24 protein-coding genes are annotated in these 23,273 nt (G+C 73.0%); 14 read left to right on the top strand and 10 right to left on the bottom strand.

All coding sequences use genetic code 11. The features are described 5' to 3' along the window. Nucleotides 1-25 precede the first annotated feature (25 nt). Genes ACQEV1_RS37725 through ACQEV1_RS37715 form a run of 3 tightly spaced genes read left to right on the top strand, consistent with a single transcriptional unit; the run spans nt 26 to nt 2,312 of the window. Complete coding sequence (locus ACQEV1_RS37725; RefSeq protein WP_433400862.1) at nt 26-868, top strand: ABC transporter ATP-binding protein; 843 nt, start codon at nt 26-28, stop codon at nt 866-868. 3 nt (nt 869-871) lie between these two features. After that, nucleotides 872-1,780 (top strand): ABC transporter ATP-binding protein, encoded by a 909-nt coding sequence (locus ACQEV1_RS37720; protein ID WP_433400859.1) that lies wholly within the window; start codon nt 872-874, stop codon nt 1,778-1,780. Next, nucleotides 1,737-2,312 carry a TetR family transcriptional regulator gene (locus ACQEV1_RS37715; protein WP_433400856.1) on the top strand — a complete coding sequence of 192 codons (576 nt, stop codon included), beginning with the start codon at nt 1,737-1,739 and terminating at the stop codon, nt 2,310-2,312. Before ACQEV1_RS37720 ends, ACQEV1_RS37715 begins: the two co-directional genes overlap by 44 nt. An 18-nt stretch (nt 2,313-2,330) precedes the next feature. Here ACQEV1_RS37715 and ACQEV1_RS37710 read toward each other — a convergent pair whose 3' ends face one another. Then, on the bottom strand, nt 2,331-3,119 hold the full coding sequence (locus ACQEV1_RS37710) for an SDR family NAD(P)-dependent oxidoreductase (RefSeq protein WP_433400853.1): 789 nt from the start codon (nt 3,117-3,119) through the stop codon (nt 2,331-2,333). 99 nt (nt 3,120-3,218) lie between these two features. Here ACQEV1_RS37710 and ACQEV1_RS37705 point away from each other — a divergent pair, with 99 nt between their 5' ends. Then, entirely contained in the window at nt 3,219-3,824 is a 606-nt protein-coding gene (locus tag ACQEV1_RS37705; RefSeq protein ID WP_285636418.1) for a TetR family transcriptional regulator, read from the top strand. A 19-nt stretch (nt 3,825-3,843) separates the two neighbouring features. Here the strand turns inward: ACQEV1_RS37705 and ACQEV1_RS37700 are convergent, their stop codons facing one another. Continuing rightward, the gene (locus ACQEV1_RS37700) at nt 3,844-4,890 is read right to left on the bottom strand and encodes an alpha/beta hydrolase (protein WP_433400849.1); all 1,047 of its coding nucleotides are present in this window, start codon (nt 4,888-4,890) and stop codon (nt 3,844-3,846) included. A gap of 323 nt (nt 4,891-5,213) precedes the next feature. On the opposite strand from ACQEV1_RS37700, the gene ACQEV1_RS37695 reads away from it, so the two are divergent. From ACQEV1_RS37695 to ACQEV1_RS37675, 5 genes are all read left to right on the top strand, one after another. Further along, nucleotides 5,214-6,128 carry an undecaprenyl-diphosphate phosphatase gene (locus ACQEV1_RS37695; RefSeq protein WP_433400846.1) on the top strand — a complete coding sequence of 305 codons (915 nt, stop codon included), beginning with the start codon at nt 5,214-5,216 and terminating at the stop codon, nt 6,126-6,128. A gap of 16 nt (nt 6,129-6,144) precedes the next feature. After that, the gene (locus ACQEV1_RS37690; protein ID WP_433400843.1) at nt 6,145-7,224 is read left to right on the top strand and encodes a zinc-dependent alcohol dehydrogenase; all 1,080 of its coding nucleotides are present in this window, start codon (nt 6,145-6,147) and stop codon (nt 7,222-7,224) included. Nucleotides 7,225-7,252: 28 nt separating this feature from the next. After that, complete coding sequence (locus ACQEV1_RS37685; RefSeq protein ID WP_433400840.1) at nt 7,253-8,878, top strand: L-lactate permease; 1,626 nt, start codon at nt 7,253-7,255, stop codon at nt 8,876-8,878. A 71-nt stretch (nt 8,879-8,949) separates the two neighbouring features. Next, a complete protein-coding gene (locus tag ACQEV1_RS37680; RefSeq protein WP_433400837.1) occupies nt 8,950-10,179 on the top strand; it encodes an amidohydrolase family protein in 1,230 nt (409 codons plus the stop codon). Between the two features lie 163 nt (nt 10,180-10,342). Next, complete coding sequence (locus tag ACQEV1_RS37675; protein ID WP_433400834.1) at nt 10,343-11,005, top strand: MaoC/PaaZ C-terminal domain-containing protein; 663 nt, start codon at nt 10,343-10,345, stop codon at nt 11,003-11,005. Here ACQEV1_RS37675 and ACQEV1_RS37670 read toward each other — a convergent pair. The 5 genes from ACQEV1_RS37670 to ACQEV1_RS37650 form a co-directional block, all read right to left on the bottom strand. Further along, nucleotides 10,938-11,885 (bottom strand): hypothetical protein, encoded by a 948-nt coding sequence (locus ACQEV1_RS37670; protein ID WP_433400831.1) that lies wholly within the window; start codon nt 11,883-11,885, stop codon nt 10,938-10,940. The genes ACQEV1_RS37675 and ACQEV1_RS37670 overlap by 68 nt on opposite strands. A 73-nt stretch (nt 11,886-11,958) precedes the next feature. Continuing rightward, nucleotides 11,959-12,651, bottom strand: coding sequence for a GntR family transcriptional regulator (locus ACQEV1_RS37665; RefSeq protein ID WP_433400828.1), 693 nt, complete (start codon nt 12,649-12,651; stop codon nt 11,959-11,961). Then, nucleotides 12,648-13,352 carry an N-acetylmannosamine-6-phosphate 2-epimerase gene (locus ACQEV1_RS37660; protein ID WP_433400825.1) on the bottom strand — a complete coding sequence of 235 codons (705 nt, stop codon included), beginning with the start codon at nt 13,350-13,352 and terminating at the stop codon, nt 12,648-12,650. The genes ACQEV1_RS37665 and ACQEV1_RS37660 overlap by 4 nt, the downstream gene beginning before the upstream one ends. Beyond that, complete coding sequence (locus ACQEV1_RS37655; RefSeq protein WP_433400822.1) at nt 13,349-14,263, bottom strand: N-acetylglucosamine kinase; 915 nt, start codon at nt 14,261-14,263, stop codon at nt 13,349-13,351. Before ACQEV1_RS37655 ends, ACQEV1_RS37660 begins: the two co-directional genes overlap by 4 nt. Nucleotides 14,264-14,918: 655 nt before the next feature. Then, a complete protein-coding gene (locus ACQEV1_RS37650; RefSeq protein ID WP_433400819.1) occupies nt 14,919-15,356 on the bottom strand; it encodes a VOC family protein in 438 nt (145 codons plus the stop codon). Nucleotides 15,357-15,663: 307 nt separating this feature from the next. Here ACQEV1_RS37650 and ACQEV1_RS37645 point away from each other — a divergent pair, with 307 nt between their 5' ends. Continuing rightward, entirely contained in the window at nt 15,664-16,389 is a 726-nt protein-coding gene (locus tag ACQEV1_RS37645; RefSeq protein ID WP_433400816.1) for a GIDE domain-containing protein, read from the top strand. Between the two features lie 15 nt (nt 16,390-16,404). Here ACQEV1_RS37645 and ACQEV1_RS37640 read toward each other — a convergent pair whose 3' ends face one another. From ACQEV1_RS37640 to ACQEV1_RS37630, 3 genes are read right to left on the bottom strand one after another with little or no spacing between them, the layout of a single operon-like run. Beyond that, nucleotides 16,405-17,397, bottom strand: coding sequence for a tetratricopeptide repeat protein (locus ACQEV1_RS37640; RefSeq protein ID WP_433400813.1), 993 nt, complete (start codon nt 17,395-17,397; stop codon nt 16,405-16,407). A gap of 27 nt (nt 17,398-17,424) precedes the next feature. After that, entirely contained in the window at nt 17,425-18,540 is a 1,116-nt protein-coding gene (locus ACQEV1_RS37635) for a M20 family metallopeptidase (protein ID WP_433400810.1), read from the bottom strand. Nucleotides 18,541-18,551: 11 nt separating this feature from the next. Continuing rightward, complete coding sequence (locus ACQEV1_RS37630) at nt 18,552-19,571, bottom strand: LacI family DNA-binding transcriptional regulator (RefSeq protein WP_433400807.1); 1,020 nt, start codon at nt 19,569-19,571, stop codon at nt 18,552-18,554. A gap of 141 nt (nt 19,572-19,712) precedes the next feature. Here ACQEV1_RS37630 and ACQEV1_RS37625 point away from each other — a divergent pair, with 141 nt between their 5' ends. From ACQEV1_RS37625 to ACQEV1_RS37610, 4 genes are read left to right on the top strand one after another with little or no spacing between them, the layout of a single operon-like run. Next, nucleotides 19,713-20,600, top strand: coding sequence for a BtpA/SgcQ family protein (locus ACQEV1_RS37625; protein WP_285636467.1), 888 nt, complete (start codon nt 19,713-19,715; stop codon nt 20,598-20,600). After that, nucleotides 20,597-21,517 carry a carbohydrate kinase family protein gene (locus ACQEV1_RS37620; protein ID WP_433400803.1) on the top strand — a complete coding sequence of 307 codons (921 nt, stop codon included), beginning with the start codon at nt 20,597-20,599 and terminating at the stop codon, nt 21,515-21,517. Before ACQEV1_RS37625 ends, ACQEV1_RS37620 begins: the two co-directional genes overlap by 4 nt. Next, nucleotides 21,517-22,527 carry a substrate-binding domain-containing protein gene (locus ACQEV1_RS37615; RefSeq protein WP_285581919.1) on the top strand — a complete coding sequence of 337 codons (1,011 nt, stop codon included), beginning with the start codon at nt 21,517-21,519 and terminating at the stop codon, nt 22,525-22,527. The genes ACQEV1_RS37620 and ACQEV1_RS37615 overlap by 1 nt, the downstream gene beginning before the upstream one ends. Then, entirely contained in the window at nt 22,527-23,273 is a 747-nt protein-coding gene (locus ACQEV1_RS37610; protein ID WP_433400800.1) for an ATP-binding cassette domain-containing protein, read from the top strand. The genes ACQEV1_RS37615 and ACQEV1_RS37610 overlap by 1 nt, the downstream gene beginning before the upstream one ends.

The following is a 23,273-nucleotide window of genomic DNA, read 5'->3' as shown; positions in this document are numbered from 1 at the left end:
TCACTCCTCCGACGAAGGAGGGTTCATGAGGTGGGGACTGGACGGGGTGACCGTCCGGTTCGGCTCGCGGGTCGCGCTCGCGGACGTGACCGTGCCGGCGGAGCCCTCGGCCGTGACGGTCGTGGTCGGCGGCGACGGCGCGGGCAAGTCGACCTGCCTGCGGAGCCTCGTCGGGCTGGTGCGGCCCGACGAGGGGCGCGTGAGCCGCCCGCCCAAGACGAGGATCGGGTACGTCCCGGCCACTGGCGGGCTCTACCCCGACCTGACCGTAGCGGAGAACCTCGCCTTCGCCGTGTCGTCGTACGGGGTCCCGGGCGCCGACGTCGGCGCGATGCTCGACCGGATCGGCCTGGCGGGTGCCCGTGACCGGCTGGGCGGGCGGCTGTCCGGCGGGATGCAACGGAAGCTGTCCGTCGGGCTGGCGCTCATCCACGGCCCCGACCTGCTGGTCCTCGACGAGCCCACCACGGGCGTCGACCCGGTGAGCCGCATGGAGCTGTGGCGGCTCGTGTCCGGCGCGGCCGCCGGCGGCACCGCGGTGGTCGTCGCCACGACCTACGTCAACGAGGCCGAGCGCGGCACCCGCGCCGTCCTGCTGGACGACGGGCGGGTGCTGGCCGATGGTTCCGCCGCCGACATCGCCGCGGGCGTGCCCGGCGCGGTCGGCCGCCGCCGCGCCCGCGACGGTGTGTCCCCGGGCGGTGAATGGTGGCGCCGCGGCGCCGGCTGGCGTGTGTGGTCGCCGTCGGGCGACCTTCCGGAGGGAACGGAGGCGGTACGGCCCGATCTCCACGACGCCGCGATCGTGGCCGCCCTCGCCGCCGAGCGTGGCACCGGCGGCCGGTCCGCCGGTGCGAAGGAGGAGTGACCGATGCTCGCTCAGGCGCAGGAGGTCTCGGTCCGGTTCGGCTCGTTCATCGCGGTGCGCGCGGTGAACATGACCGTCGGCCCGGGGGAGGTGGTCGGCCTGCTCGGCGCGAACGGCGCCGGCAAGACCACGCTGATCCGGGTCCTGCTCGGCCTGCTGCGGCCGAGCGCCGGGCGGGCGCGGCTGTTCGGGGCCCAGCCGTCGCTGGAGACGCGGCGTTCGGTGGGCTATGTCCCGCAGACGCTGGGCCTGTACTCCGACCTGACGGTCCGGGAGAACTGGAGCTTCGCCGCCGCCGCCTTCGGCCGCGCCGGCACCCGCGTGCCGGCCGACCTCCGGCCCTGGGAGGATGATCTCGTCGGCGGGCTGTCCCTCGGCGTGGCGCGGCGCGTCGCGTTCGCGGTCGCCCTGTCGCACGAGCCGAAGCTGTTCGTCCTGGACGAGCCGACCTCCGGCGTGGGCCCGCTCGGCGCGGCCCGGCTGTGGCAGGAGATCCGGCAGGCCGCCGAGCAGGGGGCGGGCGTCCTGGTGACGACGCACAACATGGAGGAGGCCGAGCAGTGCGACCGGCTGTACGTGATGGTCGCCGGCCGGGTCGAGGCCGAGGGCGCCGTCGCGGAGGTGATCGGCGACCGTACGGTCCTGGAGGTGCGCTGCGCCGACTGGATGCGCGCCTACCAGGCGCTCGACGACCACGGCTTCGCCGTCCAGGCCCACGGCTCCGTGTTGCGGGTGCCGGTGCCGCCGGGCGAACGCGACACGGTGACCGGCCTGCTGGAGCATGCCGGCATGGACGTCACCGTACGGGTCCGGCCCGCCGGCCTGGAGGAGGCGTTCATGGCGATCCTGGGAGACGGGAGGGCGGCTCATGACCCGCACGGGGCGCAGGCCGGGGGCTCCGCACACGCGTGAGGCGATCATGACCGCCGCCCGGCGCTGCTTCGGCACGTCGGGGTATGAGGCGACCTCGCTCCGGCGGGTCGCGGACGAGGCCGGGGTGGACCCCGCGTTGCTGATCCACTACTTCGGGAGCAAGGAGGGCCTGTTCACCGCCGCGATGGGGCTGCCGTTCCGGCCGTCGGAGCTGTTCGCCGGGCTGCCGGAGATGACGCTGCCCGAGGCGGCGCGGACCATCGCCGGTCTCTTCCTCCGGCTGGCCGACGGCGACGACAGCCGGAACGCCATGCTCGCCCTGGTCCGCTCGGCGGTGTCGAACGAGCGGGCGGCCGCCATGCTCCGGGAGTTCGTCACCGAGGAACTCCTCACCATCATCGGCGGCGTCTCGACCCGTGCCGACGCGCGCATGCGCGCGTCGCTGGTGGCCGCCCAGCTCATCGGCGTCGCCATGCTCCGGCACGTCGTGAAGATCGAGACGCTCGCCGACGCGTCCCCGGACGAGATCGTCGCCCTCGTCGCACCGGTGATCGAGCAGTACCTGCGGTAGCGCCCGCCCCGGCGCGGCTCAGGTGAGGCTCTCGCCGCCGTCGACGGTGATGACCTGGCCGGTGACGTAGTTGTTGGCCATGAGGAACAGGGCGGAGGCGGCGGCCTCCTCCGCGGTGCCGAAGCGGCCGAGGGGAGTGGTCGATCCGGCCTCGGTGACCGCGTCGTCGGAGTCCAGCCCCGGCAGCGAGCGCAGGAGCGGAGTGTCGGTCCGGCCGTAGCGGACGGTGTTCACGCGCAGCCGCGCGGGGGCGAGCTCCACGGCCAGGGCTTTGGTGAGCGTCTCCACGGCGCCGGCGGCCGACAGCGGGACGGTCATGCCCGGAGCGGGGCGGAGCACGAGGATCCCCGAGCTGAACGTGATCGAGCCTCCCGCGGGAAGCCGGGTCGCCGCCGTACGGGCGATGGCGAAGGTCGTCCCGAGGAGGGCGTCGAAGGTCGCGCGGACGTCGTCGGCCGACAGCCCGGTCACCGGGCCGGTGCCGCTGAGGCCGCCCGCGGTGACGAAGACGTGGTCGACGTGACCCGCCCCGTCGAAGGCCTCGGCGAGGGTCCGCTCGTCTCCGCCGTTGCCGGAGACGCCCAGCACGGCGTCGTCGGGATCCTCGGCCGGGCCCGCGCTTCGTACCCGGGAGACGGCGGCCTTCAGTCGGCCGGGGTCGCGGCCGACCAGCACGACGCGGGCGCCGACCGAACGCAGCAGGACGCCCGCCGCCAGGCCGATGCCCGAGCTTCCGCCGATGAGGACGGCGGTCGTACCGGACAGGGCACTCGTCAGCGGCGAACGAACGGGAATGGGAGCGCTCATGTAAGAACCCTTCGGGAATAAACCATCTGGTTGTTTTAGAAGCTGCCTCGATACTGCCGTGTGAGAGGAGAGGAGTCAACCGGATGGTTTAATTCGTGCATGGCCTATGACGCGGAGGACACCAGGCGGCGGATCTTCGAGGCCGCCGCCGCCGAGTTCGCCGAGCACGGCCTGGCCGGGGCCAGGGTCGACCGGATCGCGACCGCCGCCCGGGCCAACAAGCAGGCCATCTACCTGTACTACGGGAGCAAGGAGAAGCTGTTCGCCGCCATCGTGCGGGCGAAGCTGGAAGAGGTCCGCGTCTCCGTGTTCATCGACCCGGACGCGGTGGCCGAGTCGGTCGGGCAGATGTTCGACTGGTACCGGGAACACCCGGAGCTGATCAGGCTGCTGCTGTGGGAGGCGCTGGAGGTGCGCGACGACGCGGACGACAGCGAACGGGAGCGCCTCTACGGCTTCCGCGAGAAGGTCGACCGGCTCGTGGACGCAGGCGTGGCCCGGCACCTCCCCGAGGACGCCCGCGTCCGCGCCGCCCAGGACCTGCTGTTCACCATCATTGGACTGATCGCCTGGAACTTCGCGGTGCCCAGGACGTGCCGCGCCGTCCTGGGCGAGGAGACCGAACAGGCCGCCCTGGACCGCCGCCGCGAGACGGTCATCGCCACCGCCCGCCGGCTCGCCACCGCGCCGGACCCCTCACGCTGACCCGGCGGACGCGGCCGTCTCAGTTCGGGTGGGTCAGTTCGGTGGTGAGCCACTGGAAGCATCGCGGCAGCATGGTGCTCCACACGCCCGTGTTGTGTCCGCCGCGCGGCACCACGTACGTGGCGACGAGCGTCGGTGGCCGGGTCGCCTTGACCATGCCGTCGATGGCGGTGGTGGTGCCGGGGTCCTGGCGGCTGGTGGCCAGGAGCAGGTCGACGCGGGGCCGCCGCCGGCGGACCACCACGGGCAGGTTCTCGCCCGGCAGCCGCGTCAGGCCCGGCGTGGACGGGGTGAAGTATCCGGCGAGGCTGACCCCGGCGCGGAACAGCCGCGGATACTGAACCGGCAGCTTGGCCGCGCAGTAGCCGCCCGTGGAGTACCCCATCGTGCCCCAGGCGTCACGACCCGGCAGGGTGCGGAAGTCCGCCGTGATGACGCTGCGGACGTCTTCGGTCAGCCAGGTCGCGACCTTCGGGCCGCGTGGGACGTCGACGCACTCGGTGTCGTGGCCCGGCCACACGGTGATGGTCGGCGCGACCAGGATGTACGGCTGCGCGGTGCGCTTCTCGACGTCCCGGGTCAGCTGCTCCGGGCCCCGCATCGCGTGGAACCAGGCGGTGGGCGTGCCCGGGAAGCCGGTGAACAGCTCCACCACGGGGAAGCGCCGCCGCGGTTCGAGCCGGTACTGCGGCGGCAGCCACACCCACACCCTGCTGCGGATGCCGGACCTGGCCCCGGCGAACGTGGCCTCCAGCGTGTGGTCGGCGGCCGGATGGAAGTCGTGGGGCACCGAAGGCGGCCCGCCGGCGTGCGCCGGCTGCTCGATCGGGGCGTTCGCGCCGTCGTCGCCGGCCAGGTCGCCCCAGGACGCGAAGAACTCGTAGTGATCGTTGAGGACGACGCCGACCGCGATGATGGCGGTGACCTGGCAGGCCAGGATCAGCGACAGCCGCGCCGGCCACGCGGCCGGGCCGCGGACGCGGCCCCACAGGACGGCGCACGCCACCGGACACCCCAGCGCCAGCACGATCGTCGCGACGAGCAGCGGCCAGCCCAGCAGACCCACCGCAGTCCTCCTGACCCCCGGGTGGCGCCGCCCCCACGCGGGCGACGGCTCGTTCCGGGTCTACCGCGTACGGGCCGTCGAGTAGAAGAGCGTTTGCCGTCCGTTGGCGGACTTCTGTCGATGCCATAACACGCGTTCACCTGGCGTGAAGGAACGGATGGGTACGACTTGTGTCGAACCGGGCGAGCCGCCGGACACGGGGCCGCCGCGGCGTACGGAGGCGACCCGGCCGGTTCAACTTCTACTCACCTGTAGTAGCTTGTGGGCACCGTGCGGGCGGCGCGCCCGCGTGGCCCCGACAGCCCGAGCGTGGAAGGCCGCCGATGTCCCTGACCTATCCCGAGGCGATCGTGGTCGGCCTCTTCCAGGGCGTGACCGAGCTGTTCCCGGTCTCCAGCCTCGGCCACAGCGTCATCATCCCGGCGCTGATCGGCGGCCGGTGGGCCCGCGACCTGAACGTCTCGGCGCCCGAGTCGCCGTACCTGGCGTTCATCGTCGGCCTGCACGTCGCCACGGCCCTCGCCCTGCTCGTCTTCTTCTGGCGCGACTGGGTGCGGATCGTCGGCGGGCTCCTCACCTCGATCCGGGACCGGCGCATCGAGACGCCGGACCAGAGGCTGGCCTGGCTGCTGATCGTCGCCACCGTCCCGGTCGGCGTCGCCGGCCTGCTGCTGGAGCACACCTTCCGCACCGTGCTCGGCAAGCCCCTGCCGTCCTCGCTGTTCCTGGCCGTCAACGGCGTGGTCCTGTACGGCGGCGAGCTGCTGCGCCGCCGCGCCGCCAAGCGCGTCGACACCGCCACCATGGGCGCCCCCGACGAGCGTCTTCCCCCCGATGTCGTCTCCGACCGGCGGCTCGCCGGGCTCGGCTGGGGCGAGAGCGTCCTGATCGGCGCGGCCGAGATCCTCGCCCTGCTGCCCGGCATCAGCCGCTCGGGCGCGACCATGGTCGCCGGCCTGGCCCGCGGCCTGTCCCACGAGGACGCCGCGCGCTTCTCCTTCCTGCTGGCCACGCCCGTCATCCTCGCCGCCGGCATGTTGAAGATCCCCGACCTGACCGGGCCGCTCGGCGCCGGGATCCACGGGCAGGTGCTGGCCGGCAGCATCGTCTCCGGCATCGGCGCCTACGTCGCCGTGCGGTTCCTCGTCCGCTACTTCGAGACCCGCACCCTCATCCCGTTCGCCGTCTACTGCACCGTCGCGGGCCTGGCCTCCGCCGCCTACCTCGCCCTCACCTGAGCCCGAAGGCCTCTCGATGACCCGACCCGGCCCGATCCCCGCCACGATGCGGGCGGCCGTCCTGTACGGCGCGGGCGACCTGCGGGTCGTCGACCGTCCGGTCCCCGAGCCGCGGGCGGAGGAGGTCCTCGTACTGGTGGCGATGTGCGGCATCTGCGGCACCGACCTGAAGATCCTCGACGGGCGGTTCCCGCAGACCCCGCCGTACGGCGACTACGTTCCGGGCCACGAGTGGACCGGCACCGTGGTGGCCACCGGTTCCACGGTGGACGAGCTCGCGCCCGGCGACCGGGTGTGCATCGAGGCGCACCACGGCTGCGGACGATGCGCCAGCTGCCTGGCCGGCAAGTACACCGCGTGCCTCAACTACGGCGATCCCGGCAAGGGGCATCGGGCCAGCGGCATGACGGTGAACGGCGGCTTCGCGCAGTACGCGCTCCACCACGTCGGCGCGCTCTACCGCCTGCCGGACCGCGTCGGCGCGGATGACGCCGTGCTCCTCACCACGGCCGGCACCGGCCTGTACGGCCTGGAGACCGCGGGGGGCTACGTCGCCGGTCAGGACGTCGTGGTGTTCGGGCCCGGCGCGGTCGGGCTGATGACCGTCCAGCTGTGCAAACGCATGGGCGCGGCCCGGGTGATCCTGGTCGGCACCCGGGAGTCCCGGCTGCGGCTCGGCCGCGACCTGGGGGCCGACCACACCGTGGACGCCACCGAGACCGACCCGGTCCGCGCGGTGCTCGACCTCACCGGCGGCCAGGGCGCCGACCTGGTCATCGAGGCGTCCGGGGGGCTGGACGCGCCGGACCAGTGCGGGCGGGCGGTCAGGCGCGGCGGCAAGATCTTGTTCCTCGCCTTCTACCCGGAGGCCGTACGGCTCGACCTGAGCGGGGTGATCCGCAAGGACGTCACCCTGTACACCGCGCGCGGCGAGGGCGGCGGCAACGTCCGGCGCGGCGTCGCGCTGGCCGCGGCGGGAATGCTCCGGTGCGGGGAGCTCATCACCCATCGCTTCGCGCTGGAGGACATCGGCGAGGCGTTCCGGGTCCTGCGGGAGCGCGCCGGCGAGCCGCTGAAGGTCGTCGTCGTCCCCTGACCGAGCGCCGGCCGACGGAAAGAGCGCCATGGACCACCGGATCCCGCCTCCGATCGGTGGCTCGCCCGCCCTCTCGGCCGTGGTGGCGGCCCTCCCGCTGGCCGTGCTGCTCGTGCTGCTCGGCGGGTTCCGCGTGCGGTCCGACCTGGCGGCGGCCGGGAGCCTGCTCGCCGCCCTGGCGGTCGCCGTGCTCGCGTTCCGCCTGCCGGTGGTGACGGCGGTGAGCGGCACGGCGCAGGGTGCCGCGTTCGGCGTCTTCCCGATCGTGTGGATCATGGTCAACGCACTGTGGGTGAACCGGCTGCTCGCCGCTTCGGGACTGCTCTCGGTGGTACGGGACACGTTCGCCGGCGTGTCACCGGACCACCGGGTCCAGGCGCTCGTGCTGGCGTTCTGCTTCGGCTCCGTCCTGGAGGCCCTCGCCGGGTTCGGCGCGCCCGTCGTGGTGATCGCGGCGATCCTCCTGGCGCTGGGGCTCACGCCGATCCGCGCGGCGACCGTCGCCATGTTCGCCGACGCGGCGGGGACCGCGTTCGGGTCGATGGGAAACCCGATCGTCGCCCTCAGCCGGGCGGCGAACCTGCCGGCGGCGGAACTGGGCCGCATGGTCGGCCGCCAGGCCGCGATCGTGGCGGTCTTCATGCCGTTCGTCATCCTGCTCGTACTGGACGGACGGCGCGGGCTGCGGGAGCTGTGGCCGGTCGGGCTGGTGGCCGGGCTCGGCTTCGCGACCGGGCAGGTCGTGACGTCCAACTTCATCGCCTTCCCGCTGTCGGACCTGATCGGCGCGCTGCTGGCCACCCTGGCGGCCGCCGTCCTGCTGTGGCGGTGGTCGCCCGCCGAGCCCGCGACGCCTCCCGGCTCCGGGCCGGGCCCCGGCGCACGCGCCGTCGAGGCGCCCACGCGGCACCCGCTCGCGACGAGAGTGCGGGCGTTCGTCCCGTACCTGGTGCTGGTCGTGCTCCTCGCGGCGGTCTCGGTCCACGGTCCGGCGGCGCGGTTCGCGACCGGCCTGGGAGTGCGGTTCTCCTGGCCGGGCGTGCCGGTCTCCGGCGTCAACGGCACGCCGCCGGGCCTGCACGTCTTCCGGTTCGACTGGCTGAGCGCCACCGGCACGGTGCTGCTCGTGACCGGCCTCCTCTCGCTGCCGGTGCTGCGGCTGCCGGTGCGCACCGCGCTGCGCGAGTACGGCGCGGCGGCGGCGCGGACCCGCCGTGCCGCGGTCACCGTGGTCCTGGTGCTCGGCCTGGCGTACCTGATGAACTACTCGGGCCAGGCGGTCGCCATCGGCGCCTGGCTGGCCGGCGCGGGCGGCGCGTTCGTCCTGCTGTCGCCGGCGCTCGGCTGGCTCGGCGTGGCCGCGACCGGCTCCGACACGTCGGCGAACGCGCTCTTCGGCGCCGTGCAGGTGGCGGCGGCGGGCCGGATCGGGGTGAGCCCGGTGCTGCTCGCGGCGACCAACAGCGAGGCGGGCGTGCTGGGCAAGCTGGTCAGCACGCAGAACCTCGCCATGGTCGCGGCGGTCGTGGGAATGGCGGGCCGGGAGGGGACCCTCTTCCGGCGCACCTTCCCGTGGAGCGCCGGCTGCCTCGCCGGGTTCACCGTCCTGGTGTACCTGATGGCGTACGGCCCGCTGTCCTGGATGGTCCCGTGACGGCCCCGCGGCAGACCCGAGATGATCGTCGTGCCGACGCCCGACCCGACGTCCACCGAGGAGAACCCACGATGCCCCACCGCGGATCGCTGACGATCCGGCGTGCCTCACTCGTCGATCCCGATGCCGAGAACGTCCGGGAGAACACGCGCATCCGCGTCGAGGACGGGATCGTCGTCGAGGTCGGCCCGGACCCCGGCGGTCCGGTCTCCTCCGCCGAGGTGGACGCGGCCGGGCTGTACGCACTGCCGGGCCTGATCGACTGTCACGTGCACGTCATCGCGCACACCGTCGACGAGTACGCGCTCACCATGGAGCCGCCGTCGTACGTCACCGCCCGCGCGGCCGTCGAGCTGCGGGCGATGCTCGGGCGCGGATTCACGACCGTACGCGACATGGCCGGCGCGGACCACGGCCTCGTCCGCGCGGTGGCCGAGGGAGTGCTGCCGGGTCCCCGGCTGTTCGCCGGCGGAAAGGCGCTCTCGCAGACGGGCGGCCACGGCGACCTGCGTCCGGCCGGGCAGAACGTGCACGACACCCACTACTGGACGCCCGGCCTGGGCCGGGTCTGCGACGGGGTGACGGAGGTACGGCGGGCGGTGCGCGACGAGATCCGCCGGGGCGCCGCCCACATCAAGCTGATGCTGTCCGGCGGATGCTCCAGCCCCACCGACCGGATCGGGTCGCTCCAGTTCTCCGAAGAGGAGATCGCCGCCGCCGTCGAGGAGGCGGCCGCGGCGGGCGTCTACTGCGCCGCGCACGCCTACACCTCCGCGGCGGTCGAGCGCGCGCTGCGGCTCGGCGTCCGCACCATCGAGCACGGCAACCTGATCGACGAGTCCGTGCCGGCGCTCTTCGCCGAGCACGACGCCTTCTACGTGCCCACCCTGATCACCTACACCGCCCTCGCCGAGGACGGCGCGGCGCACGGCCTGTCGCCCGAGAGCCGCGCGAAGACCCTGGAGGTGCTCGACGGCGGCCTGCACGCCCTCGAACTCGCCGACCGGGCCGGCGCGCCGATCGCGTTCGGCACCGACCTGCTGGGCCCGCTGCGGACACGCCAGTCCGAGGAGTTCCGCGTACGCGCCCAGGTGCAGACCTCCGGTGCGATCCTGCGCTCGGCGACGACGGTCGCCGCCCGCCTGCTCGGCCAGGAGGGCCGGCTGGGCGTGATCGCTCCGCAGGCGCACGCCGACATCGTTCTGACCAGGCACGATCCGCTGTCCGACATCACCCGCCTCGCCGAGCCGGCCGAGGAGATCGCCCTCGTCATCCAGTCCGGTACGCCCACCTCACGATGACGCGGGACCCTTCACGGCCGGAGCCTCTACGGGCGGCTGTCTGCCGGGGCTGCTCGCTCCGCCGGGGTTCGCCTTCGTCGTCGCCTACCCGCTGAGCGAGGCCGTACTGCGCCGCGCGGGCATCCTGCCCCAGGCCATCACGCACGTCGCCGAGACGCACCGGATGGTGCGGGCGATCACCTCGGGAGACGTCCTGGAGAGCACCGCGATCAACAAGCGGTTCCACACGTCCGCCGGCGGCCGGACGTTCCTGTCGTGGGACGTCGAGCTCACGGATGCCGGCGGTCATCTGGTGGGGACCACGTCCAGCACGGTGCTGCTGCGCGCCGGCGAGCGGTGGCCGGAACGCTCACCGGCCGGGCCCGTCGCGCCGGTCTGGGACGACCTGCGGCACCGCGCCCGCTACCACGTCACCCGCGGCCACGTGGCGAGGTACTGCGGCGTCAGCGGGGACGTGCACCCGGTGCACTGGTCGGACGCGGCGGCGCGTCGCTCCGGGCTGCCCGGAGTGATCATGCATGGCAGCCTGCTGTTCGCGGTCGTGGCACGAGCGGCGTCCTGCGCGTGCGGAGGACCGGCGAGCGTGGCCGAGCTGGGCGCGCGCTTCGCGGCACCGGTCGAGGTCCCGGACGACGAGGGCACCGTCGTGGAGGTGGCGGCCGGCGATCCGGACGCGGACGGAACGGTGGCCCTGGACGCCCGGGTCGGCGGCCGGCCCGTACTGACCTCCGCATGGGCCAGGCCGAAGGCGCCGTCGGCTACGAGACGAGCGGTGAGGTGCGCGGACGAGCGCGGCGGTGCAGCCAGGCCAGGCCCACGGCCGTGAGCACGGCGCCGGCGGTGAGGTCGTAGCGCCCGCCGAGTCCGACGAACGCGTCGAGGACGGCGAAGAAGCCGAGGATCCCGGTGACCACGCACAGCCCGTCGCGGCCGAACGGGCCCGTGGTGGCCCAGCGCCGGACGGCCAGGACACCGGCCAGGAGCGGTGCCAGGGTCAGGGCGACTCCGGCCGGCCACGGCAGGCCCGTCGACGGGACCGCGTAGACGAGCACGAAGTGCGCGCCGGTACAGGCGAAGGCCGTGACCACGAGCAGCCGCGGCCGAGGGCGGCGTGACGGAGCGCGGGCCGGGCGCGGCAGGTGCCGGGAGAGGTACGCGCCCACCACGAACAGGACGCCGATCCCGAGCGCCACGAGCGCCGGACCGAGCGGTGGCCGCACGTAGCTCTCGTAGGTGAGGAACAGGACCAGCGGCATCCCGGCCGCGGCGACGAGCAGGCCGCGCGGGCGGACCCAGGCGCGGTCGCGGTCGCCGGGGAACAGCCGGGTGACGATGATGACCGACGAGCAGACGCTCACCGCGGCGTGGAAGGCCGTGAGATGCGTGGCGAGCAACAGGTTCGTGTGCCAGATTCGGGCGTAGTCGCCGACGCCGCTGTGCCGCGCGTACGCCGGGTCGAACCAGAACCGGTCGACCAGCGCCTCCTCGTAGACCCCGTACGCCATGCCGAGCAGGATCAGCCCGGGCAGGCCGAGCCCCCACCGGTGCGCCAGCTCGCGGCACAGCAGCGCCCCGCAGCCGTACAGCGCGACGAACAGCGCGAGGTTCCACGGCAGCAACAGATCGAGTGGAGGGGTCGCGGTCGAGAGCACTTCACCCAGGTATGGGGCCGACAGCAGCAGCACGAGGACGGGACGCCAGGCCATGCACCGATCCTGGGCCCGGCCAGGTGGCGTCCACTACCGACTTGGGTAGCCGTGCGCGTGACCGAAGTTCACGTCAGCGGTGGACGGTCATCTCGAAGTCGTAGCGGTCGGCCCGGTACAGCGACCGGGCGAACTCCACGACCCGTCCGCGCGCGTCGATGCCGCGCCGGCGTACGTAGAGGGCGGGGGAGCGGAGGGGCACGCCCAGCAGGTCCGCGTGGCGGCGGTTCAGCGTCGTCGCGGAGAAGCGCTGTTCGGCGTTGGCGAGGACCGTCCGGTAGCGCCCGGCGAGCAGCTGGTAGAGCGAGCCCTCCAGGTCCTGGTCCAGCAGCCGGGGGAACGGCGCGGCCGGGAGGTCGACCCGCTCGAAGCACATGGGGAAGCCGTCGGCGAGCCGCAGCCGTTCGAGGTGGAAGACGGGGTCCCCGGGCTTGATCTCCAGGGTGCGGGCGAGCTCGGGTTCGGCGTCCCGCCGCTCGGCGGTCAGCAGCCGTGAGCCCGGCTCGAGGTCGCGGGCGCGCATGTCGTCGCTGAAGGACGTCAGGGTCGGCCCCTTCGAGATCCGTCCCCGGGAGACGAACGTGCCCCGGCCGCGCACCGAGTAGATGAGGCCTTCATCGATGAGCGACTGCAGCGCCTGCCGGACGGTGGTGCGGCTGACCCCGAACGTCTCCGCCAGTTCGCGTTCCTGGGGAAGGACGTCGTCCGGGCGCATGTCCCGGATCCGGGCCAGGAGCCGTTCCCGTACCTCAAGGTGCTTGATCACGTTGCCCCCTCGGGGAGGTCGAGCGCGGTCACGAACCGGCGGGTGATCTCCATCGGGTTCGTGATCGCCGTGCCCACGACGACGGCGAACGCGCCGGCCGCGAAGGCCGCGCGGGCCTCCTCGGGGGTGCGGATCCGGCCCTCGGCGACGACGGGCAGCGGGGTGGCGGCGACGAGCGCGGCCACCAGCGCGATGTCGGGCGCGTCGGGGACGGCGCCCGGCCCGGTGTAGCCGGAGAGCGTCGAGGCCAGCAGATCCGCCCCGCACTCGTAGGCGTACCGGCCCGCCTCGACGCTGTCGACGTCGGCCATGACGGGTACGCCGAGGCGGTCGTGCACCTGCTCGATGAGGGTGGCCAGGTCACCGCCGTCCGGCCGTGGACGTGCCGTGCCGTCGGTCGCGACGATCGAGGCACCGGCGGCGACGATCGACTCCGCGTCCGCGTACGTCGGTGTGATGAAGACGCCCGGGTCGCCGGTCTTGCGGATGCCGATCACCGGCAGCCCGGTGGCCGCCTTCACGGCGGCGACGTCGTCGGCGCCCTCCGCCCGTATCCCGGTCGCGCCCGCCGCCGCGGCGGCCTGCGCCATGGCGGCCATGTGGTGCGGCCCGCGCAGCGGGTTGCCCGCGGCGGCCTGGCACGACACCACCAGCCCGGACTCGATGGCGCGGAGGGCCGCGTCGACGGGGGTGCTCTTCACGTGGACGCCTCCGAGGTCAGGGCGGTCAGCGGATGCGAGGACGGGAGGTCGATGAGGAGACGCGCGCCGTCGAGCGGCGACGCGGCCGGCGGGACGAGGCGGCAGCGTGAGGGGAGCGCGGAGGCGAACGCGTCGCGCAGCGCCCGGCTCCCGGCGAGCACCGAGCCCGACCAGGAGGCGGTGATCGTCTCGTCGTCGCCGACGCGCGCCGCCGCCGTCATGACCGTGTCGGCGAGGTGACCGGCGGCGTCGACGGTGATCCGCCCGGCGTCCGGATCGCCGCGTTCGGCGAGCCCGAGCACCTGCCGGGCGAACCCGGCGATCCGGGCGACCCGGTCGGGGTCGCGCTGCAGCGTTCCGGCGAGCAGCGCGGGGTCGCCGAAGGCCTCGGCGGCGGCGTCCAGCAGGGCCGTCGCGGCGCCGCGTCCGTCGAACGCGCGCAGCGCGGTCTCCAGGCCGGCCCGCCCGATCCAGTACGCCCCGCCGCTGTCGCCGAGCAGCGGGCCCCACCCGTCGATGCGCGCCCAGCCGCCGCGCACGCCGGTGGCCAGCGCCACGACGCCGGTGCCGACGGAGACGACGACACCCGGGCGGTCGCCGAGGGCGGCGAGGTACGCGGTCACGGAGTCGTCGGCGAGGACCACCCGCCGCGTTCCGAACGCCGACCACTCCTCGAGCAGCGCCCGTGGACGACCGCGCGTCCCCTGCAGGCCGCTGAGCCCGGCGGCGACCTGGTCCACGGGCGACCCGTGCCGGCGGAGGGCGTCGGTGACGACGCGAGCCAGGTGACGCTCCGGATCCTCCGCGGCCCGTACGCCGCCGGCCGCGTCGTCGAGGTTGCCGCCCGAGGGCCGCGTGATCCGCACTCGCGTACCTGTCTGGCCGACGTCGACCAGCAGGTAGATCTGCATCGGAGCTCCCTCTCGACGACCGCGTCGCATCCCGCCGACCGGAGGGCCGACGGCGACTGAGCCTACAGCAGGTCCATACCTGCGGGACATAGGTTGTACCTGATCGGGCGCCGAGCCGTCACGCGTCCGGACGTAAGCGACATGCGGGGACCTAACTACCGCTTACTCGAAATTGGTGACGGCCAGGCTCAACTGACGCCTGTAGCCAGTGCGCGGATAGTCCTGCTCTTCGTGTTCTCGCCGGACAGTCGCGGGACGACGTCCGAGACTCGGCGGAACTGTTCCGCGTTGCTCTCGATGAACTTGGCATCGATCTTCCCGACGCCGACAGCGCGCGATGGAACCTGGCCAGGCGAGCCGCAGGCGACATTGTGGGCCGGACGAATCGGCCTTCGTTCCGACCTCGCTCGGTGGGACGCGTATTTCGCTGCCACGTTGTCGGATTGGCCCGCGGCGGGTGGATTCGATTCCGAACACGACGTCGAGAGGTTCGTAGCCGCTGGACAGCAACTCGTCTCGCAGCTTCAAGACGAACTCGGCGCGAGCTACCACGTGGAGTACATGCCAGAGCCCATCCGCCCGCCGGGGGTGAAGCTGCGCAGCCGCCGCCGACCGTCCCACGACTGCTTGACGCAGCTCGCGAGCGACTGAGGGCTCAGACCACGCAGAACTCGTTCCCCTCCGGGTCGGCCATCACCACGTGGTCGAGCGGTCCCTCGAACTCATGTTCTGTGAGCACGCTGCCGCCCGCGGTGACGAGCCGCTCTACCGTGTCTCGGATCCGTCGCTCACGGAGATCCCATGGCTGGTGGCGTCCGCCGGCGACCTGGACGTCGATGTGCAGCCGATTCTTTGCGACCTTGGCCTCGGGAACCTTGAGGAAGGAGATGTTCGGACCGACGCCGTCCGGGTCGGTCAGCGCCGCACCGTCGTCCCACTCCTCATCCGGCACCTTGAAATGCGTCAGCCACTGCTCCCACGTGTCGAATCCCTCCGGTGGAGGAGCCTCGACGTACCCCAGAGCGACCTTCCAGAAGGACGCCATCCGAGGCGGGTCTGCGCAATCGAAGGTCAGGGTCCAGGGAGTAGCCACAGACGAAGACTAGTAATCCGGGACCGGGCAATCGCCGCAGGACGCTCCCGGCCGAGAAAAGGTGACGGTGTCCTCGTGTAGGCCGCCCGAGCCTCCGACACGACAACGGCGTTGCTCCCACAACTCGACACGAGTCATGGACAGCAACGCCGTGAACAAGATGGCCCCTCCTCCGACGACAACCCGCGGGGGGCTGTGGGGGGCGGAGCCCCTCACAGCGGGGGGTTCCGGGGGGTCGTCCCCCCGGGCCAGCACGAGTGGAGGAGGCGGGATAATCCCCGGGTCGCCGCGTACCCCGGAGGATGCATTGATCGCCCCCCTGATCGTCTTCATCGTCGGCCTCGCCGTCCTCGGTTGGGGGTTCCTCCAGCAGCGCAAGCGCGACGCGATGGCCGCGACGCCCACGCTCACGTGCGCCGAGATCGGCTCGGGCGCGGGGCCGGTCACCTGCGAGGTCAAGGGCGCGGCCACTCCCGGGCCGCACGGCCCGGTCACGGCGCCCTTCTCCGGCCGGGAGTGCGTCTGGTACCACGCGAAGGTCTCGGTCCGGTACGAACACCACGAGTACCGCGACGGCCGGCGGCGGACGACCACGCGGGAGAGGACCGTGCACGACGAGACCTGCCCGGTTCCGTTCGGCGTCAAGGACGCGACCGGCCAGATCCTCGTCCGGCACGAGGGCGCCTCGGTCGACGGCGCCCATCAGTCGGTGCAGCGCTTCGAGCCCGCCGGCCAGAACGTCAACCTGTTCGGGCTGAACATCCGCGTCAACTTCAGCGACGTCAAGGGTCACCGCTACGAGGAGTGGATCGTCCCGCCGGGCCAGCCGATGTACGTCCTGGGCGCGGCGGGCGTGGAGAACCGGCAGCTCACCATGCGCAGCCCGGACGGCTCGCCGTTCATCATCTCGACCAGGAGCGAGGAGCAGCTGTCGGGCCGGCTCCGGACCTCCATGTACGTCGGCTACACCGGCGGTGGCGTCGTCATCCTGGGCAGCCTGGTCTGGCTGGCGGTCAAGGCGTTCGGCGGGTGACGGACCGCGTCCCCGTCAGCCTCGTCCGGCCTGCCGGGAGCGGCGGGCCGCGGCCACGAGCTCGGCGGGCAGGCCCGGACCGGCACACGCGTGGTCGATCAGCAGCCGAAGGTAGGAGTCGTCCGGCAACTGGGGCGCCAGCTCGATGAGCTCGCTCAGGTCGGCCGGCGAGCCGGTGAGCCGCGCCCGGTAGGCGGCCCCGGCCGCGCGAAGCGTGGTCTCGGCCGGCTCATGGCGCAGGCCCTGGTCGACCAGCCGTACGGCGGCGGCGAAGTCGCCCTGCTCGGCCCGCAGGTCGGCCAGGTCGAGATACAGGGACCAGTTGGCCGGGTCCAGGGCCAGCGCGCGCTCGAACGCCGCCGCGGCCTGCTCCGGATCACCCAGCCGGCGCCAGGTGCCCGCCCGTACGACCTCCGTCAGCATGATCCGCTCAATGGAGTCGGCCCGGTCGCAGAGGGCGAACGAGTCGTCGATGAGGCCGCACGCCCGCAGCAGGATCGCCATCCTGGCCAGCGCCTCCGGCAGCGGCGACCGGGCGGTGACCACGTCGATGGCGTGGAACCAGGGCCGGAACCGTTCGCGCATGGCGTCGGTGTCCAGCTCGTGGCCGTGGTCCATCGTCCGCATCGCGGCGTCGGCCAGCGCGCCGGCGCTCACGGTGCCGAGAAACCGTTCGTCGCCGAACCACGGGGCCGTGGCCCAGGCGGTCTGGGGCCGCGCGCCCGTGACCGCCCCGATCGCCAGCGCCGCGCCGTCCATGTCGCCCTCGAGGAAGCAGATGTACGACCGCGCCAGCACCGTGCTCAGGGAGTTCGCGTCGTGAACGACCCCGGCCAGCTCCGACCGCCGGTCCTGCCACAGCTCGGCGAGCACCGCGTAGGGCTCGGGCTCCTGGGGCGCGGAGGCGACGGCGCCCGCGAGATGGCGCAAGGCATCCTCCGGCCTACCGCCGCAGTGCGCCAGCACCCGGGCAAGGCCGAGTCCTGCCGACACCTCTCGATTCGACATCGTCCGAGCGTAGCCGGACGACGATCGCTACCGGCCGGCTCGGGTGCGGAGCAGGTGGTGGTACGCGGCGGCCGATGTGGCGATGGTGGGGACCGGGCAGGTCTCGTCGGTGACGTGGGCCTGCTCCGGGTCGCCGGGGCCGTACACGATGACCGCGGGGTCGCCGAGCTTGGCGGTGAGCACGGAGGCGTCGGTGAAGTAGGTCGCGTACTCCGGTGGCCGTGTCGAGGAGCCCGGGGCGAGGAGCTCCATGACCTCGGTGACGTCCGCCGGGTCGGTGGCGACTCCCGGCAGGTCGACCAGCCGTTCGATGTCGATGCCCTCGCCGCACAGCCGGGCGATCTCCGCGACCGCGTCGTCGGAGCCGAAGCCCGGGATGGTGCGGATGTCCAGGCGCATCTCGGCGTGGTCGGGTACGAGGTTGGGCTGGGTGCCCGCGTGGAAGGTGCCGACGTTCACCGTCGCGGGGCCGTACGCCGGGCTCGCGGGCCAGTCACGGTGTTCGTGGATCCGGGACGCGGCGCCGGCGAGTGCGGCGATCGCGTTGCGGCCCAGTTCCGGACGGGAGCCGTGCGCGGAGATCCCGTGGGCGGTCACCCTGAGCCAGAGCGTGCCCTTGTGGCCCAGAACGGGCCGGTTGCTCGTCGGCTCGGCGACCAGCAGCAGGTCGGTGGGGACCAGCGACGCGGCGTCGATCAGGGCGGCGCCGTCGCAGCCGGTCTCCTCACCGAAGGTGAACACCAGCTGCACCGCCGTGTCGCCGGGACGCTCCCGCGCGGCGCGTACGGCCGCCTCGACCTGGCAGGCGACGCCCGCCTTCATGTCGCTGCCGCCGCGGCCGAGCAGGCGTCCGTCGCGGACCTCGCCGCTCATCGGGTCGAACGACCAGCCGGACTCGTCGGCGGGCACGGTGTCCAGGTGGCCGGTGAACGTGACCGGCGTCCGCGGCGTCTCGGGCCCGAAGCGCGCGACGACGTTGGCCCGGCCCGGCAGCGGTTCGTCGACGCGGACGTCGAACCCCGCGTCGTCGAGCACGTCCGCGACCAGGTCAGCGGCCGGGCGCTCGCCGCCGCCCCTGGTGTCGATGCGCACCAGCCGCCGCGCCAGCGCGAGCGCTCCGCGCTCTTCCGCCGATCCCGTCATCTCCCGCCTCCTCACGAACCGGCCCGCGTGCTGTCGCGCACCACCAGCGTCGGCACGAGCGCGATGTGGGCGGACGGGCCCCGGTCGGTCTCCTTGGTACGGCTCGCCGCGGCCAGCAGCCGTACCGCCTCCTCGGCGATACGGTCACGGGGCTGGTCCACCGTGGTCAGCGCGGGCTCGCCCAGCCGCGAGAACTCGATGTTGTCGTACCCGGTCACCTGCACCCGGCCGGGGACCTCGACGCCGTGCGCGCGGCACGCGCGCGTGACCCCCAGGGCGATCAGGTCGTCGGCGCACACGATGGCGTCCGGCAAGTCCCCGGTGTCGACGAGGCGCGCCGCGGCGGCCTCGCCCCAGTCGACGCTGTAGTCGCCGAGGAGCACCTGGTCGGGGTCGACGCTCATGCCCAGCTCCTCGGCGCGGCGCCGGAACCCGGCGAACCGCTGCTCGGTCGAGGAGTTGGTCAGCAGTGAGCCGACGAACGCCGCCGAACGCGCTCCGCCTTCGTGGAGGTGGTCCACGACCAGGCGCATCGCGGCCACGTCGTCCACGCCCACCCAGTCGGTGTTGGTGCCGCCGACGAACCGGTCGAGCTGCACCAGCGGCAGGCGGTCGGCCGTCTCCTGCACCGCGGGGCCGCTCTCGGTGCCGTGGCTCGGGCTGACGATGATGCCGTCGACGTTGCGCGCGGCCAGCGAGGCGAGCCGCCGGGCCTCGATCGCGGGGTCGGAGCGGGCGTCGGACAGGAACAGCTCCTTGCCCTCGCGTTCGAGCACGTGCTCGACGCTCTCCACCAGCGAGGTGAAGAAGGGGTTGGAGATGCTCGGCACGACCATGCCGACGGTGTCGGTCCGGCTGTTGCGCAGGGCTCGCGCGATGGTGTTGACCTGGTAGCCCAGCTCCTCGGCCGCCTGCCGCACCCGGCGCTGCACCGCGGCCGAGACCGGCCCACGGCCGGAGAGCACCCGCGACACCGTGGCGGTGGAGACCCCGGCGCGCTCGGAGACCTGGGCGATCGTGACGCGCTGCAATCGTTTACCTTTCCGAAACGCCCGGAAACAAGAGCGTTACCCGTCACCAGCGAATGAGTCGAGTCTAGACCCTTGACGGCCTGCGGTTACACCCCTACGGTTCAACGCAACTTCACTGCAATCGATTACACAGGAGGCGACATGGTGAGGGCTGCCGGGAGCGAGCAGACGCTGGGCGTGTTCCCTCCCAAGCCGAACGCGATCGAAGAGCTGTTCGGCACTTCGAAGGTCGTCATCGGCGTGATCCACCTGCCGCCGCTGCCCGGCAGCCCGAACTACGAGGGCACCCCGCTCGACGAGATCTCGGTCTTCGCGGTCGAGGAGGCGCGGGCGTACCTGGAGGGCGGCTGCCACGGGCTCATCGTGGAGAACCACTGGGACATCCCGTTCCTCAAGCCGGGGGAGCACGGCTACGAGACCGCGGCGGCGATGGCCGTGGTGACCGACCGGGTACGGCACGCGCTGCCGGCCAACGCCGGAGGCCGGCTGGGCGTCAGCGTCCTGTCCAACGCCGCCGAGTGCTCGATCGCCTCCGCCTGGTCCGGCGGCGCCGGCTTCGTCCGGGTCAACCAGTGGGCCAACGCCTACGTCGCCAATGAGGGCATCATCGAGGGTCAGGCGGCGCACGCCACCCGCTACCGCAGCCGGATCGGCGCGGGTCCGGTCAAGGTCTTCGCCGACGTGCACGTCAAGCACGGCTCGCACTCGATCGTCGCCGACCGCACGCTGGCCGAGCAGACCGAGGACGCCGAGTTCTTCGCCGCCGACGTGCTGATCGCCACCGGGTCGCGGACCGGCGACGCCGCCGCGCTGGACGAGGTCGAGGGCATCGCCGCGCACACCACGCTCCCCGTCGTGATCGGCTCCGGCATCACCGCCGGCAACATCGGCGGCCTGCTGCCCGCCTGCGACGGCGTGATCGTGGCGTCCTCGGTGAAGGACAACGGCCGCTGGTGGGGACGTGTCGACACGGCCAAGGTCCGTGAGCTGACCGCCGCGGCGGCCAGGGCGGGCGTGGTCCTTCCGTGATCGTCTTCTGTGGCTACGCCAACACCGACCTGACCGTACGGATCCCAGTGCTGCCGGGGCCCGGCGCCCGGGTGCAGGCCACCGGCGTCCAGTACGGCGAGGGCGGGATGGCGGCCAACGCGTCGGTGGCCGCGGTTCGGATGGGCGCCGACGCGCGGTTCGCGGGCGTGGTCGGCTCCGACGCGCTGAGCACGGCGTTCCTCGGCACGCTCGCGGCCGAGGGGGTCGGAACGGACTGGACCGCCCGCGACGCCGAGCTCACCACGGCCGTCGTCCTGCTCACCCCGGACGGCGAGCGCTCCATCATCAGCCAGGACGACGCGGTGGACACCGGCCACATCGCCGGGGTGCTGCGGGCCGCGCGCGAGGCGGGCGCGGACTGGCTCTACCTCGACGGCTACCGCTTCCCCGCGGCGGCCGCCGTGCTGGCCTCCCAGCCGGACCGGCCCCGCGTGGTCGTGGACCTCGACGGCTGCGACGGGCCGGGGGCGACGCGCGCCGCCCTGTCGGCCGCCGACCACGCGATCGGCGGCCGCGCGCAGCTCACCGAGTTCGTCGGCGACGACAACGCGCTGGTCAGAGCGGCCGTCGAACACCGGGTATACCTGGTGGTCACCGACGGTCCCCGCGGCTGGACCCTGCTGACGCCCGCCGGCGAACGCCACGACGGCGAGGCGATCACGGTGGACACCGTGGACGCCACGGGTGCCGGCGACTGCTTCGCCGGCACCTACTGCGCGGAGCTGGACCGGGGCACCGCACCGCTGGAGGCGGCGCGCTTCGCCGCCGTCGCGGCCGGCCTGTCGTGCACCCGGCCCGGCGCCCGCGACGGAATGCCCCGGCGCGATGCCGTCACCGCCTACCTCCAGGCCCGGTCGGGCCCCCAGCCAGCCCACTCCCAGGGAGAGGAGAGATGATGCGACGTACGGTGACGGCCGTGGTCTCGCTCGGCCTGCTGCTGACGACCATCGGCTGTGACACGGCGGCCAGGCGGGAGATCGCCGCGGAGAAGAGGGCCACCGAACAGGGACCGCCCCCACCCGCCAAGGTCGCCCAGTCGTGCCAGGTCCAGGGCCACCAGCCCAAGATCGGGATTATTCCGATCAACCTTCAGGCGCTGTTCTTCAACCAGATCAACACCGGCGCGCAGACCGTGGCGCGCAAGGCCGGCGCGCAGGTGCAGATCGTCAACGGCAACGACGACTCCAGCACCCAGGCCAACGCGATCGACGACCTGGTGGCCAACCACTACGACGCGATCATCGTGGACGCGATCGACACCGAGGGCATCAAGCCCGCGATCCGGCGGGCGAAGGCGGCCGGCGTGCCGGTCGTCGCCGTGGACGCCACCGTCGACGACCCGGCGGTCGCCGCCCAGGTCGGCACGGCCAACGCGCAGGGCGGAAAGCAACTCGGCGACGCGCTGCTCAAGATCACTGGCGGCCGGGGCGACATCGGCGTGGTCGGCGCGCTCAACAGCACCATCCAGAACGAGCGGCAGAAGGGCTTCACCGACGAGGTCACCGCCAAGGGCATGAAGATCAAGAACGTGGTCGACGGGCGCAACATCCAGGAGAACGCCCAGACCGCCGCCGAGAACCTGCTCACCGGCGCCCCCGACCTGAAGTACGCCTACGCCACCGGTGAGCCCGCCCTCATCGGGCTGGCCGCCGCCGTCGTCAGCCAGCAGCGCACCAAGGACCTCAAGGTCGTCGGCTGGGACCTGTCCTCCCAGGCGGTGGACGGGCTGCGGGCCGGCTGGATCCTCGGCGTCGTGCAGCAGAACACCTTCCAGTTCGGCTACGAGGCGATGAACGCGGCGATCGGCCTGGCCTGCCACCGGACCGTGACCAAGGACATCCCGGTGCCGACCCAGATCGTCACCCCGGCCAACGTCAAGAACTACCTCTACTACCTGGAGAAGTGATGAGCGATACCTCGCTGGTCACCCTGAGAGGGATCACCAAGTCGTTCGGCGCGGTCCAGTCGCTGCGGGGCGTCGACCTCACGCTCGGCCCCGGAGAGGTGCTCGGCCTGGTCGGCGACAACGGCGCCGGGAAGTCGACCCTGATGAAGGTCCTGGCCGGGGCCATCCAGCACGACTCCGGCCAGATCACCATCGACGGCCGCGACGTACGCTTCGCCAGCCCCGCCGACGCGCGGCGCGAGCGCATCGGGATCGTCTACCAGGACCTCGCCCTCTGCGACACCCTCGACGTCGCGAGCAACCTGTTCCTGGGCCGTGAGCCGCGCAAAGGCCCGTTCATCGACCGGCGGGCGATGCACGCGAAGGCCGCCGAGACCCTGTCCGAGCTGCACGTCCGCGTGAAGTCGACGTACCAGGAGATCGGCCGGCTGTCCGGCGGGCAGCGGCAGGCCGTGGCGATCGCGCGGGCCGTGTCCTTCCAGCCGCGCGTACTGATCCTGGACGAACCGACCGCGGCGCTCGCGGTCGCCGAGGTCCGGCAGGTGCTCCGGATGATCCGCGACGTCGCCGCCCAGGGCGTCGGCGTCATCCTGATCACCCACCGCCTCCAGGACCTGTTCGAGGTCTGCGACCGGATCACCGTGATGTACGAGGGCCGCAGCGTCGAGGACGAGCCGGTGTCCGCGCTGGACATCGAACGCATCGTCGCCATGATCACCCGTTCGAACACCGAGGAGGCGGCCTGA

Source organism: Actinoallomurus sp. CA-142502, from assembly GCF_050936355.1.
In the GTDB taxonomy this organism is placed as follows: Bacteria; Actinomycetota; Actinomycetes; order Streptosporangiales; family Streptosporangiaceae; genus Actinoallomurus; species Actinoallomurus iriomotensis.
Note: the sequence above shows the minus strand (reverse complement) of the source record. Positions and strands in the feature narration are given on the sequence as shown.